Below are 13,714 nucleotides of genomic sequence, written 5' to 3'. Positions count from 1 at the left end.
CCACCATGACCGCGAAGAAGTATTCGTTGGGCATCGTCGGTCGCAAGGCCGGCATGAGCCGTTTCTTCACTGAAGACGGCAAGTCGGTTCCGGTGACCCTGATCGAGGCGACGCCGAACCGCATCACCCAGATCAAGACCTCGGACACCGACGGCTACAGCGCCGTGCAGGTGACCGTGGGCGTGCGCCGCGCCGCGCTCGTCAACAAGCCGATTGCCGGTCACCTCGCCAAGGCGAAGGTCGAAGCCGGTCGCGGCCTGTGGGAGCTGCGCGTGGAAGCCGACCAGATCGGCGGCTTTGAAGTGGGCGGCGAAATCAAGGCCGACATCTTCAGCGCCGGCCAGCTGGTCGACGTCCAGGGCGTCACCAAGGGCAAGGGCTTCCAGGGCACGATCAAGCGCTGGAACTTCACGATGGGCGACGCGACGCACGGTAACTCGTTGTCGCACCGTTCGCCGGGCTCCATCGGCCAGCGCCAGACGCCGGGTCGTGTGTTCCCGGGCAAGAAGATGTCCGGTCACATGGGCGCAGAAACCCAGACCACGCAGCGCCTGGAAGTGGTGAAGGTCGACGCCGAGCGCGGCCTGATCGCCATCAAGGGTGCCGTGCCGGGTGCGCCGGGTGGCGACGTCATCGTGCGTCCCTCGAGCAAGGCATAAGGAGAGATGACGATGGAACTCGCCATCACCAATAGCAGCAAGACGCTGTCGGTTTCCGACGCGATCTTCGGCCGCGAATTCAGCGAAGACCTGGTTCACCAGGTGGTCGTTGCCTATCGCAACGCCGGTCGCGCCGGTACCAAGGCACAGAAGACCCGTTCGGAAGTCAACGGCACGACCAAGAAGTCGAAGAAGCAGAAGGGCGGCGGTGCGCGTCATGGCGCGCTGACGGCTCCGATCTTCGTCGGCGGCGGCGTGACCTTCGCGGCCAAGCCGCGCAGCTTCGCGCAGAAGGTCAACCGCAAGATGTACCGCGCCGCGATGGCGGCGATCCTGTCGGAACTCAACCGCCAGGGCCGCATCATGGTCGTCGAGTCGTTCGATCTGGACGCCCCGAAGACCGCCGGCCTGATCTCCAAGCTGAAGAGCCTGGAAGTCGGCAAGCGTCCGCTGATCGTCACCGAAGATGCCACCGAGAATCTGTACCTCTCGGCGCGCAACCTGCCGTACGTCGAAGTGCGTGACGTCCAGGGCCTGGATCCGGTCTCCCTCGTGGGCGCCGACTCGGTCGTGGTCACCGCCGACGCGGTCAAGAAGATCGAGGAGTGGCTGGCATGAACGAGGCCAAGCTCTACAACATCATCCGTGCGCCGCGCGTGTCCGAAAAGACCGCACGTCTGCAGGAAGTTTCCAACCAGTACGTCTTCGAAGTCGCGACGGACGCTACCAAGGCCGACATCAAGGTCGCCGTGGAAAAGCTGTTCGAAGTGAAGGTCGAGGCGGTCAACGTCGTGAACGTCAAGGGCAAGAACAAGTCCTTCCGTTTCCGCGCTGGCAGCCGCGGCAGCTGGCGGAAGGCGTATGTGACGCTGGCCGAAGGCCAGTCGATCGACGTTATGGCCAAGGCCTGAGGAAAGACCCATGGCATTGATGACTTTCAAGCCCACCTCCGCCGGCCGCCGCAGCGCGGTTCGCGTGGTGACCCCGGGCCTCCACAAGGGTGCGCCGCACGCGGCCCTCGTAGAGAAGCAGGGCAAGACCGGCGGTCGTAACCACCACGGCCGCATCACCACCCGTCACGTGGGTGGTGGTCACAAGCAGCACTACCGCATCATCGACTTCAAGCGCGACAAGGAAGGTATCCCCGCCCGCGTCGAGCGCATCGAGTACGACCCGAACCGCACCGCGCACATCGCGCTGCTGTGCTACGTCGACGGTGAGCGCCGTTACATCATCGCCCCGAAGGGCCTGAAGGACGGCGATCAGGTGATCGCGGGCCGCGACGCCCCGATCCGCGTGGGCAACACGCTGCCGCTGACCAACATCCCGGTCGGTTCGACGGTGCATTGCATCGAGATGAAGCCGGGCAAGGGCGCCCAGCTGGCCCGCGCCGCTGGCGCCGGCGTGCAGCTGATCGCTCGCGAGCAGGGCTACGCCACGCTGCGTCTTCGCTCCGGCGAAATGCGCAAGGTGCCGGCCGAGTGCCGCGCCACCATCGGCGAAGTCGGCAACGACGAGCACAACCTTGAGAAGCTCGGCAAGGCCGGCGCCAAGCGTTGGCGCGGTGTTCGCCCGACCGTCCGCGGTGCGGCCATGAACCCGGTCGACCACCCGCACGGCGGTGGTGAGGCCAAGGCCGGCCAGGGTAACCCGCATCCGGTCACCCCGTGGGGTGTTCCGACCAAGGGTTACAAGACCCGCAAGAACAAGCGCACCCAGCAGTTCATCGTGCGCGATCGCAGGAGCTAATCGGCCATGGCACGTTCACTGAAGAAAGGCCCGTTCGTCGACCACCACCTGATGAAGAAGGTGGAGACCGCGGGTAACAACAAGAAGCCGATCAAGACCTGGTCGCGTCGCTCGATGGTGCTGCCGGAAATGGTGGGCTTCACGCTCGCCATCCACAACGGCAAGAACCACATCCCGGTGCTGGTCAACGAGAACATGGTTGGCCACAAGCTTGGCGAATTCGCCCTGACCCGTACGTTCAAGGGTCATGGCGGCGACAAGAAGTCGGGCAAGTAAGGAGATGACCATGGAAGCGAAAGCCATCCTGCGCACCGCGCGCATCTCCCCGCAGAAGGCCCGCCTGGTCGCTGACCAGGTGCGTGGTCTGTCGGCCGAGCGCGCCGTCAACCTGCTGAAGTTCTCGGACAAGAAGGCCGCCCACCTGATCAAGAAGGTGGTCGAGTCCGCTATTGCCAACGCCGAGAACAACCAGGGCGCCGACATCGACGAGCTCAAGGTCACGACCATCATGGTGGACGAGGGTCCCGCACTGAAGCGCTTCATGGCGCGTGCGAAGGGCCGCGGCACCCGCATCCTCAAGCGCACCAGCCACATCACTGTGGTTGTGGGCGCGGGCAAGTAAGGCGGAGTCAGACAATGGGTCACAAAGTACATCCGACTGGCATCCGCCTGGGCATCGCCAAGGACTGGAACTCCAAGTGGTTTGCCAACAAGAAGCAGTACGCCGGTTTCCTGGCAGCGGACCTGAAGGTCCGTGATCTGCTGCGCAAGAAGCTGGCTCAGGCCGGCATTTCGAAGATCTTCATCGAGCGTCCGGCGAACAACGCCCGCGTGACGATCCACACCGCCCGTCCGGGCGTGGTGATCGGCAAGCGTGGCGAGGACATCGAGAAGCTGCGCAAGGAAGTCAGTGCGGTGATGGGCGTTCCGGCGCACATCAACGTCACCGAGGTCCGCAAGCCGGAACTCGACGCGCAGCTGGTCGCGGAGTCGATAGCGCAGCAGCTCGAGCGCCGCATCATGTTCCGTCGCGCGATGAAGCGCGCCGTGGGCAATGCGATGCGCCTGGGCGCCCTGGGCATCAAGGTCAACGTCGCCGGCCGTCTCAATGGCGCCGAAATCGCGCGTTCGGAGTGGTATCGCGAAGGTCGCGTGCCGCTGCACACGCTGCGTGCCGACATCGACTACGGCTTCGCTGAAGCCAAGACGACCTACGGCATCATCGGCATCAAGGTGTGGGTCTACAAGGGCGAGGTCTTCGACTTCTCCCAGGTCGGCCAGGAAAAGCAGGACGACACGCCGCGTAGCGATCGCGGTGACCGTGGTGACCGCGGTGATCGCAGCGACCGTCCGGGCCGTGGCGCCCGCGAACAGAGGTAATCGACCATGTTGCAACCCAAGCGAACCAAGTACCGCAAGGTACACAAGGGCCGCAATGAGGGCCTGAGCTGGAACGGCAATGCCGTCAGCTTCGGCGAATACGGCCTTAAGGCGACGGCGCACGGTCAGCTGACCGCGCGCCAGATCGAGGCAGCGCGTCGTTCCATCAGCCGCTACGTCAAGCGCGGCGGCAAGATGTGGATCCGCGTGTTCCCCGACAAGCCGATCACCAAGAAGCCGATCGAAGTCCGAATGGGCTCCGGTAAGGGCAACGTTGAGTACTGGGTCGCCCAGATCCAGCCCGGTCGCATGATTTACGAGATCGAAGGCGTGGCAGAGGACGTGGCGCGTGAAGCGTTCCGTCTGGCCGCCGCCAAGCTCTCGGTGACCACCACTTTCGTTACCCGGACGGTGCGCTAATGGAACTCAAGCAACTGCGCGAGAAGTCGGCTGCCGAGCTGCAGGCCCACCTGGCCGAGCTGCACAAGGAGAGCTTCGCTCTCCGCATGCAGAAGGCCACCGGCCAGCTCGCCAAGACCCATGAGTCCCGCCGCGTGCGCCGCGAGATCGCTCGCGTGAACATGCTGCTCGGCGAGAAGAAGTAAGGACCCCAGTCATGACCGACAACAATACAGAGAAGGCTGTCCGCACGGTTGAAGGCCGGGTCGTCAGCAACAAGATGGACAAGACCGTCACCGTGCTCGTCGAGCGCCAGGTCAAGCACGCGCTGTACGGCAAGTACATCCGTCGCTCGACCAAGCTCCACGCCCACGATGCCGACAACGCCTGCAAAGAAGGCGATGTCGTGCGCGTGAAGGAGATTGCTCCGATGTCCAAGACCAAGAACTGGAGCGTGGTTGAAATCGTCAGCCGCGCGGCCGAATAAGAGGAGGCTAAGTCATGATCCAGATGCAGAGCTACCTCGATGTGGCCGACAACTCCGGTGCCAAGGAAGTGATGTGCATTAAGGTGCTGGGCGGCTCGAAGCGCCGTTACGCCGGCATCGGCGACATCATCAAGGTCACGGTCAAGGACGCGATCCCGCGTGGCAAAGTCAAGAAGGGCGACGTCTACGACGCCGTCGTCGTGCGTACCCGCAAGGGTGTGCGTCGTCCGGACGGTTCGCTGATCCGCTTCGACGGCAATGCCGCCGTGCTCCTGAACAACAAGCAGGAACCGATCGGTACCCGCATCTTCGGGCCTGTGACCCGCGAGCTGCGTACCGAGAAGTTCATGAAGATCGTCTCGCTCGCTCCTGAAGTGCTCTGAGCGGAGGAATAGATATGAACCGTATCCGCAAGGGCGATCAGGTGATCGTCACCACCGGCAAGGACAAGGGCAAGAAGGGCGAAGTGGTGCGCGTGCTCGGCGAGAAGGTCGTCGTGTCGAACATCAACGTCGTCAAGCGCCACACCAAGCCGAATCCGCAGGCTGGACAGCCGGGCGGCGTGGTCGAGCGCGAGTCGCCGATCCACATTTCCAACGTGATGCTGTTCAACCCTGCCACTGGCAAGGGCGAGCGCATCGGTTTCAAGGTGCTGGAGGATGGACGCAAACTGCGTGTGTTCCGCTCCAGCGGTGAGGCGGTTGACGCCTGAGGAATGCTCAAATGACCACCCGTCTTGAAAAGTTCTACAAGGACGAAGTCGTCCCGGCCCTGACCAAGAAGTTCGGTTACACGAACCCGATGGAAGTGCCGCGCCTGTCCAAGATCACGATCAACATGGGCGTCGGCGAAGCCGCGACCAACAAGAAGATCCTGGAAAACGCCGTGGCCGATCTGACCAAGATTGCCGGTCAGAAGCCGATCGTGACCAAGTCCCGCGTGTCGGTGGCTTCGTTCAAGATCCGCGACGGCTGGCCGATCGGCTGCAAGGTGACGCTGCGTCGCGCCCACATGTTCGAGTTCTTGGACCGTCTGATCAACATCTCGCTGCCGCGCGTGCGTGACTTCCGCGGCGTGTCGGGTCGTTCGTTCGACGGCCGTGGCAACTACAACATGGGCGTGAAGGAACAGATCATCTTCCCGGAAATCGACTTCGACGCCGTCGACGCGATCCGCGGCATGGACATCGCGATCACCACGACCGCGAAGACCGACGCCGAAGCCAAGGCCCTGCTGGAAGCCTTCCGCTTCCCGTTCCGCAACTAACTCGAGGATTGAACAATGGCTAAGACCTCCATGGTCAACCGCGAGATCAAGCGGGCGAAGCTGGCGAAGCAGCACGGCGCCAAGCGCGACGCGCTGAAGAAGATCATCTCCAGCCAGACCGCTTCGTACGAAGAGAAGCAGGACGCCGTCACCAAGCTGCAGAAGCTGCCCCGCGACTCCTCGCCGAGCCGCCAGCGCAACCGCTGCGAGCTGTCGGGCCGTCCGCGTGGCGTCTACCGCAAGTTCGGCCTCGGCCGCAACATGCTGCGCAAGGCGACCATGAACGGCGACGTCCCGGGTCTGCGCAAGGCCAGCTGGTAACACGAGACGCCGGCAAGTCTGCTAGACTTGCCGGCTCGCTCGCGTCCGGTCCCGGCCGAACAGGGCGGGACCGCCGACGGGAACTTTCCGTTCCTGGGTCGGCACTACAACTGAATTCGCAATTCCGCGGATATCGGTGCTACTCATAGGTGCATATACATGAGCATGACTGATCCCATCGCCGACATGCTGGTCCGCATCAAGAATGCGGCGGCTGTTCGGAAGCAGACGGTGAAGATGCCGTCTTCGAAGATCAAGGTAGCCATCGCCAAGGTTCTGAAGGACGAGGGCTACATCCTGGATTCCCGCGTGACCGACGTCGGTGCGGGCAAGTCCGAACTCGAAATCTCGCTGAAGTACTACGAAGGCAAGCCGGTGATCGAGCGTCTTGAGCGCTTCTCCCGTTCGGGTCTGCGTCAGTACCGCGGCAAGGCTGAGCTGCCGAAGGTCCTCAACGGCCTTGGTATCGCCATCATCTCCACCTCGAAGGGCATCATGACCGATGCGCAGGCGCGCCAACAGGGCGTCGGCGGTGAGGTTCTGTGCTTCGTGGCCTAAGGGAGGAATAGACATGTCCCGAGTTGCCAAGAAGCCGGTTGCCCTCCCGAAGGGCGTCGAGCTGAACATCCAGGCCGATTCGATCAGCGCCAAGGGCCCGAAGGGCACCCTGAGCGTTGCCAAGCCGGCCGCCATCAACCTCAAGGTCGAAAACGGCCAGGCCACGTTCTCCACCGAGGACGCTGCGCTGATTCCGCTGTCCGGCACGCTGCGCGCGATCCTGGCCAACATGGTCAAGGGCGTCTCCGATGGCTTCGAGCGCAAGCTCGAGCTGGTCGGCGTCGGTTACCGCGCCTCGATGCAGGGCAAGGACCTGAACCTCGCGCTGGGCTTCTCGCATCCGGTGCTGCTGCAGGCTCCGGCCGGCATCACGATTGCCACGCCGACGCAGACCGAGATCGTCATCGCCGGCGCGGACAAGCAGGCCGTCGGTGAGTTCGCCGCAAAGGTTCGCGCCGTCCGTCCGCCGGAGCCCTACAAGGGCAAGGGTGTGAAGTACGCCGGCGAAGTCATCATCCGCAAGGAAGCCAAGAAGGCCTAACCGGGTCTTCAGCTTTCGGAGAACGCACATGAACAAGAACACCGCCCGCCTGCGCCGTGCCAAGTCGACCCGCGCGCACATCCGCGAACTCGGCGTGCCGCGCCTGTCGGTGCTGCGCACCGGCCAGCATCTGTACGCCCAGGTCTTCACTGCCGACGGTTCCAAGGTTCTGGCTTCGGCCTCGACCGTGCAGGCCGACGTCAAGGAAGGTCTGAAGAACGGCAAGAACGCCGACGCGGCCGCCAAGGTCGGTCGCGCCATCGCCGAGAAGGCCAAGGCTGCCGGCGTCGAGAAGGTCGCTTTCGACCGCTCGGGCTACCGGTACCACGGCCGCATCAAGGCTCTGGCCGACGCCGCTCGTGAGGGCGGCCTGCAGTTCTGATGCCTTGAAGGCGTGGGGTTCCATCCCCACGCCTAGGTTTCTTCCCGCCGGCATGGGCTATGCCGGGCGCGACGACGGATTGCCGCCTTCGCGAAGCACCCGGTGTACCTCACAACCATAAGCGGCGAAGCCGCAAATCCCTTTAACTACCGAGCAATCGAAATGGCAGAAGAACAACGTGCACCGCGGGGTCGTGATCGCGACCGCAACCGCGAAGAGATCGACGATGGCATGATCGAGAAGCTGATCGCGGTCAACCGCGTCAGCAAGACCGTCAAGGGTGGTCGCCAGTTCACCTTCACCGCGCTGACGGTGGTGGGCGACGGCAACGGCAAAGTCGGCTTTGGCTACGGCAAGGCGCGCGAAGTGCCGGTCGCCATCCAGAAGTCGATGGAGTACGCCCGCAAGTCGATGTCCAACGTCGATCTGAACAACGGCACCCTGTGGCACTCCGTCAAGGCCGGCCACGGCGCAGCCCGCGTGTTCATGCAGCCCGCTTCCGAGGGTACCGGCGTCATCGCCGGTGGCGCGATGCGCGCCGTCCTCGAAGCCGTCGGGGTGAAGAACGTGCTGGCCAAGGCCGTGGGTTCGCGTAACCCGATCAACCTGGTTCGCGCCACGCTGAAGGGCCTGTCCGACATGCACTCGCCGGCCAAGATCGCGGCCAAGCGCGGCAAGAAGGTGGAGGACCTGGTCCATGGCTAAGAAGGAAGCTGTCGCCGGCGGCACCGTGAAGGTGCGCCTGGTCAAGGGTCTTCGTGGCACCCAGTCGCGTCACCGCCTGTCGGTGCGCGCCCTGGGCCTGAACAAGCTCAATGACGTGCGTGAACTGAAGGACAGCCCGCAGGTGCGTGGCCTGATCAATCAGCTCCATTACCTCGTCCGAGTCGAGGAGTAATCAACATGCGTCTCAACACTCTGCAGCCCGCCGAGGGCGCCCGCACCGAGCGCACCCGCGTCGGTCGTGGTATCGGTTCCGGCCTGGGCAAGACTGCCGGTCGTGGCCACAAGGGCTCGTTCGCGCGTTCGGGCAAGGGCAAGATCAAGGCCGGCTTCGAAGGCGGTCAGATGCCGATGCAGCGCCGTCTGCCGAAGATCGGTTTCCGCTCCAAGCTGTCCAAGGACACGGCCGAAGTGCTGCTGTACCAGCTGGACAAGCTGCCGGCCGGCGACGTCGATTTCGCCGCGCTGAAGGCCGCCAAGCTGGTGCCGAGCACCGCCAAGCAGGCCAAGATCGTGGTCAAGGGCGAAGTCACCAAGAAGTTCGTCCTGAAGGGTCTGGCCGCTACGGCCGGTGCGAAGGCCGCGATCGAAGCGGCCGGCGGCAAGGTCGAGGAGTAATCGACGGATGGCGCGCAGCGGTAGCAACGCGGTAGCCGGCCTCGGTGGCGGACTCGGTAAGTTCGCCGAGCTCCGCCAGCGCCTGCTTTTCGTGGTCGGTGCCCTGATCGTCTACCGCATCGGCTGCTACATCCCGGTGCCGGGCGTCAATCCGGAAGCAATGCTTCGGCTGATGGAAACCCAGAAGGGCACCATCGTGGACATGTTCAACATGTTCTCCGGTGGCGCCCTCCATCGCTTCAGCCTGTTCGCGCTGAACGTGATGCCGTACATCTCCGCGTCGATCATCGTGCAGCTGCTGGTGCAGATCGTGCCGAGCCTGAAGGCCATCCAGAAGGAAGGCGAGTCGGGCCGTCGCAAGATCAACCAGTGGTCGCGCATGGGTGCGATCCCGCTGGCCGTGTTCCAGGCCTGGGGCATCGCCACGGCCCTCCAGGCCGGCGGCGCGAGCCAGGGCATCCAGGTGGTCTACAACCCGGGCCCGGGCTTCATCCTGACCGCGGTGCTGGCCCTCACGGCAGGCACCATGTTCCTGATGTGGCTCGGTGAGCAGGTGACGGAGCGCGGCATCGGCAACGGTGTTTCGCTGATCATCTTCGCGGGTATCGTGGCGGGCTTGCCTGCGGCCGTGTTCGGCATGTTCGAGCAGATCCGCAACGGCGACATGAGCGCTTTGAAGGCCATCCTGGTCGTCGCGATCGTCCTGGGCTTCACGTTCTTCGTGGTGTTCGTCGAGCGGGGCCAGCGTCGGATCACGGTCAATTACGCGCGTCGCCAAGGCGGCCGCAGCGCGTACATGAACCAGTCCTCGTTCCTGCCGCTGAAGCTGAACATGTCGGGCGTGATCCCGGCCATCTTCGCCTCGAGCATCGTGATGTTCCCGGCGACGGCGGCCAACTGGTTCAGCCAGGGCAATTCGGGGTCGTTCCTGCACCGTGTCAGCCAATGGCTGAACCCGGGCGAGCCGCTCCACATGATCCTGTACGCGGGTCTGATCGTCGGTTTTGCGTTCTTTTACACCGCGCTGGTGTTCAACTCGCAGGAAACCGCCGATAATCTGAAGAAGTCGGGCGCGCTGATTCCGGGCATTCGTCCGGGCAAGGCCACGGCAGACTATATCGACGGCGTGCTTACCCGCCTTACGGCGGCCGGCGCGGCCTACCTGGTAATGGTGTGCCTCCTGCCGGAGGTCATGCGCACCGAGTTGAGCACTTCGTTCTACTTCGGCGGCACCTCGCTGCTGATCGTGGTCGTGGTGGTCATGGATTTCATCGCCCAGATCCAGGCTCATCTGATGTCGCATCAGTACGAGAGCCTGCTGAAGAAGGCGAACTTGAAGGGCGGCTCGCGCGGCGGTCTCGCGCGCGGGTGATCCCGGACCTTACGCGCGCCAGAGTAGCGCGCGGGGGAGGGCAGGGCAGTTCAACGCCTTGCCTGACCAGTCCGGTTTCGTCGCCGGAGCATGGGCACACTCCCCATGCCGGGCACTGCCGCGTCCCTAGGGATGCGGCAGGGCTTCCTATTAACCCGAGACCTTGTTAAACTTTCCAGTTCACTCCGCCGGGATTAATCCGTCCTGGCCGCCAAATCAGTTGGAGATCGCGTTATGGCGCGTATTGCGGGCGTCAATCTGCCTGCCCAGAAGCATGTCTGGGTCGGGCTGCAAAGCATCTACGGCATCGGCCGTACCCGTTCGAAGAAGGTCTGTGATGCCGCCGGCGTCACCTCGACCACCAAGATCCGTGACCTGTCCGAACCCGAAGTCGAGCGTCTGCGCGCCGAAGTCGGCAAGTACGTGGTGGAGGGCGACCTCCGCCGCGAAGTCGGTATCGCGATCAAGCGACTGATGGACCTGGGCTGCTACCGCGGCCTGCGTCACCGTCGCGGCCTCCCGCTGCGTGGCCAGCGCACCCGGACCAATGCACGTACCCGTAAGGGTCCGCGCAAGGCCATCAAGAAGTAAGGGACTTAGACCATGGCTAAGCCGGCTGCTGCCAAAACCAAGAAGAAGATCAAGCGCGTCGTCACCGACGGCATCGCTCACGTCCACGCTTCTTTCAACAACACCATCGTCACGATCACCGACCGCCAGGGCAACGCGCTGTCGTGGGCGACCTCGGGCGGCGCGGGTTTCCGCGGTTCGCGCAAGTCGACCCCGTTCGCCGCGCAGGTCGCCGCCGAAAAGGCCGGCCGTGCCGCGCTGGACTACGGCGTGAAGTCGCTGGAAGTCCGCATCAAGGGCCCGGGTCCGGGTCGTGAGTCCGCCGTTCGTTCGCTGAACAACGTCGGTTACAAGATCATCAACATCATCGACGTGACGCCTATCCCGCACAACGGGTGCCGTCCGCCGAAGAAGCGCCGCGTCTGAGGAGCTGAAAGAACATGGCTCGTTATATTGGTCCCACCTGTAAGCTCGCCCGTCGCGAAGGCGCCGACCTGGGCTTGAAGTCGTCGGCCCGCGCCCTCGATTCCAAGTGCAAGCTGGAGCAGAAGCCCGGTCAGCACGGCCCGACCGCCCGCAAGGGCAAGCTGTCGGACTACGCCACCCAGCTGCGTGAAAAGCAGAAGGTCAAGCGTATCTACGGTCTGCTGGAGCGTCAGTTCCGCAACTACTACAAGAAGGCCTCGACCAAGAAGGGCAACACGGGTGAAAACCTGCTGCAGCTTCTCGAGACCCGCCTGGACAACGTCGTCTACCGCATGGGTTTTGCGGTGACGCGTCCGGCCGCCCGCCAGCTGGTTTCGCACCGCGGTGTCACGGTCAATGGCAAGTCGGTCAACCTGCCGTCGTACCAGGTCAAGGCTGGCGACGCGATCGCGCTCGCCGAGCGTGCCCAGAAGCAGCTCCGCGTGCAGGAATCCCTGACCGTGGCGCAGCAGATGGACCTCTCGCCGTCGTGGGTCGAAGTCGACAGCAAGAAGTTCTCTGGCGTGTTCAAGGCCGTTCCGGACCGTGCCGACCTGCCGGCCGACATCAACGAAGCGCTGATCGTCGAGCTGTACTCGAAGTAATCCCAGGAGACGCCAACACATGACGGTTACCGCAAACCAGGTGCTGCGCCCGCGCGGCCCTCAGATCGAGCGCCTTACGGGCAACCGTGCCAAGGTCGTCATCGAACCGCTGGAGCGTGGCTACGGCCATACGCTCGGCAATGCGCTGCGCCGCGTGCTGCTGTCGTCGATCCCGGGCTTCGCAATCACGGAAGTCGAGATCGATGGCGTGCTGCACGAGTACACCACGGTCGAAGGCCTGCAGGAAGACGTCCTTGAGGTTCTGCTGAACCTCAAGGACGTCGCGATCCGCATGCACACCGGCGAGTCGGCGACGCTGTCGCTGGCCAAGCAGGGTCCCGGCATTGTCACCGCCGGCGACATCAAGACCGACCACAACGTCGAGATCCTCAACACCGAGCACGTGATCGCGCACCTGACGAAGGACACCGCGCTCAACATGCGTCTGAAGATCGAACGCGGCTTCGGCTACCAGCCGGCTGCCGCGCGTCGTCGTCCGGATGAGGAAACCCGCGCCATCGGTCGCCTGATGCTGGATGCGAGCTTCTCGCCGGTCCGCCGCGTCGCCTATGCCGTGGAAGCGGCCCGCGTCGAGCAGCGCACCGACCTGGACAAGCTGGTCCTGGACATCGAGACCAACGGCACGATCGACGCCGAGGAAGCCGTCCGCACCGCGGCCGACATCCTCACCGACCAGCTGTCGGTGTTCGGCGACTTCACCCACCGCGATCGCGGTGCGGCGAAGCCGGCCACCAGCGGCATCGACCCGATCCTGCTGCGTCCGATCGACGACCTCGAGCTGACCGTGCGTTCGGCCAACTGCCTCAAGGCCGAGAGCATCTACTACGTCGGCGATCTGATCCAGAAGACCGAAGTGGAGCTGCTCAAGACGCCGAACCTCGGCAAGAAGTCGCTCACGGAAATCAAGGAAGTGCTCGCCCAGCGCGGTCTCTCCCTTGGCATGAAGCTCGAGAACTGGCCGCCGGCAGGCATCGCCTCCCACGGCATGATGGGCTAAGCATCGGCGCTTGCGCGGCACTGCCGCGCGTCGATGACAGCAACAACGTTTCAAGCGCTGCGCTTCAAGAGTGAAGCGCAGCGTGTTTCAACCGACGGAGCCTAAGCCCCGCGGTTCTCCGACCAGGGAGCGGTCGGTTCGGACCATCCGCAGTCCAAGTTCCAACGCCTGGATGGCGACAGCGAAATCCAACGTCCCAACATTCCACAGGAATCACCGTCATGCGCCACCAGAAAGCCGGCCGTAAGTTCAGCCGCACCAGTGCACACCGCGATGCCATGTTCACCAACATGGCGGCCTCGCTGATCAAGCACGGCCTCATCCGCACGACCCTGCCGAAGGCCAAGGAGCTGCGTCGCGTCGCCGAGCCGCTCATCACCCTCGCCAAGGTCGATGGCGTTGCCAACCGCCGCCTCGCCTTCTCGCGCCTGCGCGACAAGGAAGCCGTCGGCACGCTGTTCACCACCCTCGGCCCGCGCTACCAGTCGCGTCCGGGTGGCTACCTGCGCATCCTCAAGTGCGGTTTCCGCGCTGGCGACAACGCGCCGATGGCCTACGTCGAACTCGTCGATCGTCCGGAAGCCGCTGCGGAGTAATCCGT

The 13,714-nt window shown here is 63.9% G+C and carries 26 protein-coding genes; all 26 read left to right on the top strand.

Going from position 1 to position 13,714, the window contains the following annotated elements; all coding sequences use genetic code 11:
* The first annotated feature begins 5 nt into the window (after window positions 1-5).
* The 26 genes from rplC to rplQ all read left to right on the top strand — a co-directional run bounded on the left by rplC (window position 6) and on the right by rplQ (window position 13,709).
* Window positions 6-659, top strand: coding sequence for a 50S ribosomal protein L3 (gene rplC / locus JI752_RS04255; RefSeq protein ID WP_137835396.1), 654 nt, complete (start codon window positions 6-8; stop codon window positions 657-659).
* A gap of 12 nt (window positions 660-671) precedes the next feature.
* Window positions 672-1,277: a 50S ribosomal protein L4 gene (gene rplD / locus JI752_RS04250; RefSeq protein WP_216959676.1), complete on the top strand. Its 606-nt coding sequence runs from the start codon at window positions 672-674 to the stop codon at window positions 1,275-1,277.
* Entirely contained in the window at window positions 1,274-1,570 is a 297-nt protein-coding gene (gene rplW, locus JI752_RS04245) for a 50S ribosomal protein L23 (RefSeq protein WP_115843875.1), read from the top strand. Before rplD ends, rplW begins: the two co-directional genes overlap by 4 nt.
* A gap of 10 nt (window positions 1,571-1,580) precedes the next feature.
* Window positions 1,581-2,408, top strand: a complete 828-nt coding sequence (rplB, locus tag JI752_RS04240) for a 50S ribosomal protein L2 (RefSeq protein ID WP_216959673.1) — start codon at window positions 1,581-1,583, stop codon at window positions 2,406-2,408.
* Between the two features lie 6 nt (window positions 2,409-2,414).
* Window positions 2,415-2,684, top strand: a complete 270-nt coding sequence (gene rpsS / locus JI752_RS04235; RefSeq protein WP_216959670.1) for a 30S ribosomal protein S19 — start codon at window positions 2,415-2,417, stop codon at window positions 2,682-2,684.
* A 10-nt stretch (window positions 2,685-2,694) separates the two neighbouring features.
* On the top strand, window positions 2,695-3,030 hold the full coding sequence (gene rplV, locus JI752_RS04230; RefSeq protein WP_137835391.1) for a 50S ribosomal protein L22: 336 nt from the start codon (window positions 2,695-2,697) through the stop codon (window positions 3,028-3,030).
* A gap of 14 nt (window positions 3,031-3,044) precedes the next feature.
* Window positions 3,045-3,788, top strand: a complete 744-nt coding sequence (gene rpsC, locus JI752_RS04225) for a 30S ribosomal protein S3 (RefSeq protein WP_137835390.1) — start codon at window positions 3,045-3,047, stop codon at window positions 3,786-3,788.
* Between the two features lie 6 nt (window positions 3,789-3,794).
* The gene (gene rplP, locus JI752_RS04220) at window positions 3,795-4,208 is read left to right on the top strand and encodes a 50S ribosomal protein L16 (RefSeq protein WP_055902334.1); all 414 of its coding nucleotides are present in this window, start codon (window positions 3,795-3,797) and stop codon (window positions 4,206-4,208) included.
* The gene (gene rpmC / locus JI752_RS04215; RefSeq protein WP_137835389.1) at window positions 4,208-4,393 is read left to right on the top strand and encodes a 50S ribosomal protein L29; all 186 of its coding nucleotides are present in this window, start codon (window positions 4,208-4,210) and stop codon (window positions 4,391-4,393) included. The genes rplP and rpmC overlap by 1 nt, the downstream gene beginning before the upstream one ends.
* A gap of 11 nt (window positions 4,394-4,404) precedes the next feature.
* Complete coding sequence (gene rpsQ, locus JI752_RS04210) at window positions 4,405-4,674, top strand: 30S ribosomal protein S17 (protein WP_115843866.1); 270 nt, start codon at window positions 4,405-4,407, stop codon at window positions 4,672-4,674.
* 14 nt (window positions 4,675-4,688) lie between these two features.
* Window positions 4,689-5,057, top strand: coding sequence for a 50S ribosomal protein L14 (gene rplN / locus JI752_RS04205; protein WP_056136003.1), 369 nt, complete (start codon window positions 4,689-4,691; stop codon window positions 5,055-5,057).
* Window positions 5,058-5,071: 14 nt separating this feature from the next.
* On the top strand, window positions 5,072-5,386 hold the full coding sequence (gene rplX / locus JI752_RS04200; RefSeq protein ID WP_216959667.1) for a 50S ribosomal protein L24: 315 nt from the start codon (window positions 5,072-5,074) through the stop codon (window positions 5,384-5,386).
* 11 nt (window positions 5,387-5,397) lie between these two features.
* Window positions 5,398-5,940, top strand: coding sequence for a 50S ribosomal protein L5 (gene rplE, locus JI752_RS04195; protein ID WP_216959664.1), 543 nt, complete (start codon window positions 5,398-5,400; stop codon window positions 5,938-5,940).
* Window positions 5,941-5,955: 15 nt separating this feature from the next.
* The gene (gene rpsN / locus JI752_RS04190) at window positions 5,956-6,261 is read left to right on the top strand and encodes a 30S ribosomal protein S14 (RefSeq protein ID WP_216959661.1); all 306 of its coding nucleotides are present in this window, start codon (window positions 5,956-5,958) and stop codon (window positions 6,259-6,261) included.
* Window positions 6,262-6,420: 159 nt separating this feature from the next.
* Window positions 6,421-6,819, top strand: coding sequence for a 30S ribosomal protein S8 (gene rpsH, locus JI752_RS04185; RefSeq protein ID WP_216959658.1), 399 nt, complete (start codon window positions 6,421-6,423; stop codon window positions 6,817-6,819).
* A gap of 13 nt (window positions 6,820-6,832) precedes the next feature.
* Window positions 6,833-7,360 (top strand): 50S ribosomal protein L6, encoded by a 528-nt coding sequence (gene rplF, locus JI752_RS04180; protein ID WP_216959656.1) that lies wholly within the window; start codon window positions 6,833-6,835, stop codon window positions 7,358-7,360.
* Window positions 7,361-7,388: 28 nt separating this feature from the next.
* On the top strand, window positions 7,389-7,742 hold the full coding sequence (gene rplR / locus JI752_RS04175) for a 50S ribosomal protein L18 (protein ID WP_216959653.1): 354 nt from the start codon (window positions 7,389-7,391) through the stop codon (window positions 7,740-7,742).
* Between the two features lie 162 nt (window positions 7,743-7,904).
* Window positions 7,905-8,447, top strand: coding sequence for a 30S ribosomal protein S5 (gene rpsE, locus JI752_RS04170; protein WP_216959650.1), 543 nt, complete (start codon window positions 7,905-7,907; stop codon window positions 8,445-8,447).
* A complete protein-coding gene (gene rpmD, locus JI752_RS04165; RefSeq protein WP_216959647.1) occupies window positions 8,440-8,640 on the top strand; it encodes a 50S ribosomal protein L30 in 201 nt (66 codons plus the stop codon). Before rpsE ends, rpmD begins: the two co-directional genes overlap by 8 nt.
* The gene (gene rplO, locus JI752_RS04160) at window positions 8,640-9,083 is read left to right on the top strand and encodes a 50S ribosomal protein L15 (RefSeq protein WP_216961790.1); all 444 of its coding nucleotides are present in this window, start codon (window positions 8,640-8,642) and stop codon (window positions 9,081-9,083) included. Before rpmD ends, rplO begins: the two co-directional genes overlap by 1 nt.
* A 7-nt stretch (window positions 9,084-9,090) precedes the next feature.
* On the top strand, window positions 9,091-10,455 hold the full coding sequence (gene secY, locus JI752_RS04155; RefSeq protein ID WP_216959644.1) for a preprotein translocase subunit SecY: 1,365 nt from the start codon (window positions 9,091-9,093) through the stop codon (window positions 10,453-10,455).
* A gap of 234 nt (window positions 10,456-10,689) precedes the next feature.
* Entirely contained in the window at window positions 10,690-11,046 is a 357-nt protein-coding gene (gene rpsM / locus JI752_RS04150) for a 30S ribosomal protein S13 (RefSeq protein WP_216959641.1), read from the top strand.
* Window positions 11,047-11,058: 12 nt separating this feature from the next.
* Window positions 11,059-11,451, top strand: coding sequence for a 30S ribosomal protein S11 (gene rpsK, locus JI752_RS04145; RefSeq protein WP_158982354.1), 393 nt, complete (start codon window positions 11,059-11,061; stop codon window positions 11,449-11,451).
* 14 nt (window positions 11,452-11,465) lie between these two features.
* On the top strand, window positions 11,466-12,095 hold the full coding sequence (gene rpsD, locus JI752_RS04140) for a 30S ribosomal protein S4 (RefSeq protein WP_216959637.1): 630 nt from the start codon (window positions 11,466-11,468) through the stop codon (window positions 12,093-12,095).
* 19 nt (window positions 12,096-12,114) lie between these two features.
* Complete coding sequence (gene rpoA, locus JI752_RS04135) at window positions 12,115-13,113, top strand: DNA-directed RNA polymerase subunit alpha (protein ID WP_115843835.1); 999 nt, start codon at window positions 12,115-12,117, stop codon at window positions 13,111-13,113.
* A gap of 221 nt (window positions 13,114-13,334) precedes the next feature.
* Window positions 13,335-13,709: a 50S ribosomal protein L17 gene (gene rplQ / locus JI752_RS04130; RefSeq protein ID WP_200606488.1), complete on the top strand. Its 375-nt coding sequence runs from the start codon at window positions 13,335-13,337 to the stop codon at window positions 13,707-13,709.
* Window positions 13,710-13,714 lie beyond the last annotated feature (5 nt).

The organism is Lysobacter sp. MMG2, assembly GCF_016735495.2.
GTDB lineage: Bacteria > Pseudomonadota > Gammaproteobacteria > Xanthomonadales > Xanthomonadaceae > Lysobacter_J.
Note: the sequence above shows the minus strand (reverse complement) of the source record. Positions and strands in the feature narration are given on the sequence as shown.

Excerpts from the sequence above, each read along its gene's own strand:
- rplC (WP_137835396.1), top strand. The coding sequence starts at position 6 with ATGACCGCGAAGAAGTATTCGTTGGGCATCGTCGGTCGCAAGGCCGGC.
- rplD (WP_216959676.1), top strand. The coding sequence starts at position 672 with ATGGAACTCGCCATCACCAATAGCAGCAAGACGCTGTCGGTTTCCGAC.
- rplW (WP_115843875.1), top strand. The coding sequence starts at position 1,274 with ATGAACGAGGCCAAGCTCTACAACATCATCCGTGCGCCGCGCGTGTCC.
- rplB (WP_216959673.1), top strand. The coding sequence starts at position 1,581 with ATGGCATTGATGACTTTCAAGCCCACCTCCGCCGGCCGCCGCAGCGCG.
- rpsS (WP_216959670.1), top strand. The coding sequence starts at position 2,415 with ATGGCACGTTCACTGAAGAAAGGCCCGTTCGTCGACCACCACCTGATG.
- rplV (WP_137835391.1), top strand. The coding sequence starts at position 2,695 with ATGGAAGCGAAAGCCATCCTGCGCACCGCGCGCATCTCCCCGCAGAAG.
- rpsC (WP_137835390.1), top strand. The coding sequence starts at position 3,045 with ATGGGTCACAAAGTACATCCGACTGGCATCCGCCTGGGCATCGCCAAG.
- rplP (WP_055902334.1), top strand. The coding sequence starts at position 3,795 with ATGTTGCAACCCAAGCGAACCAAGTACCGCAAGGTACACAAGGGCCGC.
- rpmC (WP_137835389.1), top strand. The coding sequence starts at position 4,208 with ATGGAACTCAAGCAACTGCGCGAGAAGTCGGCTGCCGAGCTGCAGGCC.
- rpsQ (WP_115843866.1), top strand. The coding sequence starts at position 4,405 with ATGACCGACAACAATACAGAGAAGGCTGTCCGCACGGTTGAAGGCCGG.
- rplN (WP_056136003.1), top strand. The coding sequence starts at position 4,689 with ATGATCCAGATGCAGAGCTACCTCGATGTGGCCGACAACTCCGGTGCC.
- rplX (WP_216959667.1), top strand. The coding sequence starts at position 5,072 with ATGAACCGTATCCGCAAGGGCGATCAGGTGATCGTCACCACCGGCAAG.
- rplE (WP_216959664.1), top strand. The coding sequence starts at position 5,398 with ATGACCACCCGTCTTGAAAAGTTCTACAAGGACGAAGTCGTCCCGGCC.
- rpsN (WP_216959661.1), top strand. The coding sequence starts at position 5,956 with ATGGCTAAGACCTCCATGGTCAACCGCGAGATCAAGCGGGCGAAGCTG.
- rpsH (WP_216959658.1), top strand. The coding sequence starts at position 6,421 with ATGAGCATGACTGATCCCATCGCCGACATGCTGGTCCGCATCAAGAAT.
- rplF (WP_216959656.1), top strand. The coding sequence starts at position 6,833 with ATGTCCCGAGTTGCCAAGAAGCCGGTTGCCCTCCCGAAGGGCGTCGAG.
- rplR (WP_216959653.1), top strand. The coding sequence starts at position 7,389 with ATGAACAAGAACACCGCCCGCCTGCGCCGTGCCAAGTCGACCCGCGCG.
- rpsE (WP_216959650.1), top strand. The coding sequence starts at position 7,905 with ATGGCAGAAGAACAACGTGCACCGCGGGGTCGTGATCGCGACCGCAAC.
- rpmD (WP_216959647.1), top strand. The coding sequence starts at position 8,440 with ATGGCTAAGAAGGAAGCTGTCGCCGGCGGCACCGTGAAGGTGCGCCTG.
- secY (WP_216959644.1), top strand. The coding sequence starts at position 9,091 with ATGGCGCGCAGCGGTAGCAACGCGGTAGCCGGCCTCGGTGGCGGACTC.
- rpsM (WP_216959641.1), top strand. The coding sequence starts at position 10,690 with ATGGCGCGTATTGCGGGCGTCAATCTGCCTGCCCAGAAGCATGTCTGG.
- rpsK (WP_158982354.1), top strand. The coding sequence starts at position 11,059 with ATGGCTAAGCCGGCTGCTGCCAAAACCAAGAAGAAGATCAAGCGCGTC.
- rpsD (WP_216959637.1), top strand. The coding sequence starts at position 11,466 with ATGGCTCGTTATATTGGTCCCACCTGTAAGCTCGCCCGTCGCGAAGGC.
- rpoA (WP_115843835.1), top strand. The coding sequence starts at position 12,115 with ATGACGGTTACCGCAAACCAGGTGCTGCGCCCGCGCGGCCCTCAGATC.
- rplQ (WP_200606488.1), top strand. The coding sequence starts at position 13,335 with ATGCGCCACCAGAAAGCCGGCCGTAAGTTCAGCCGCACCAGTGCACAC.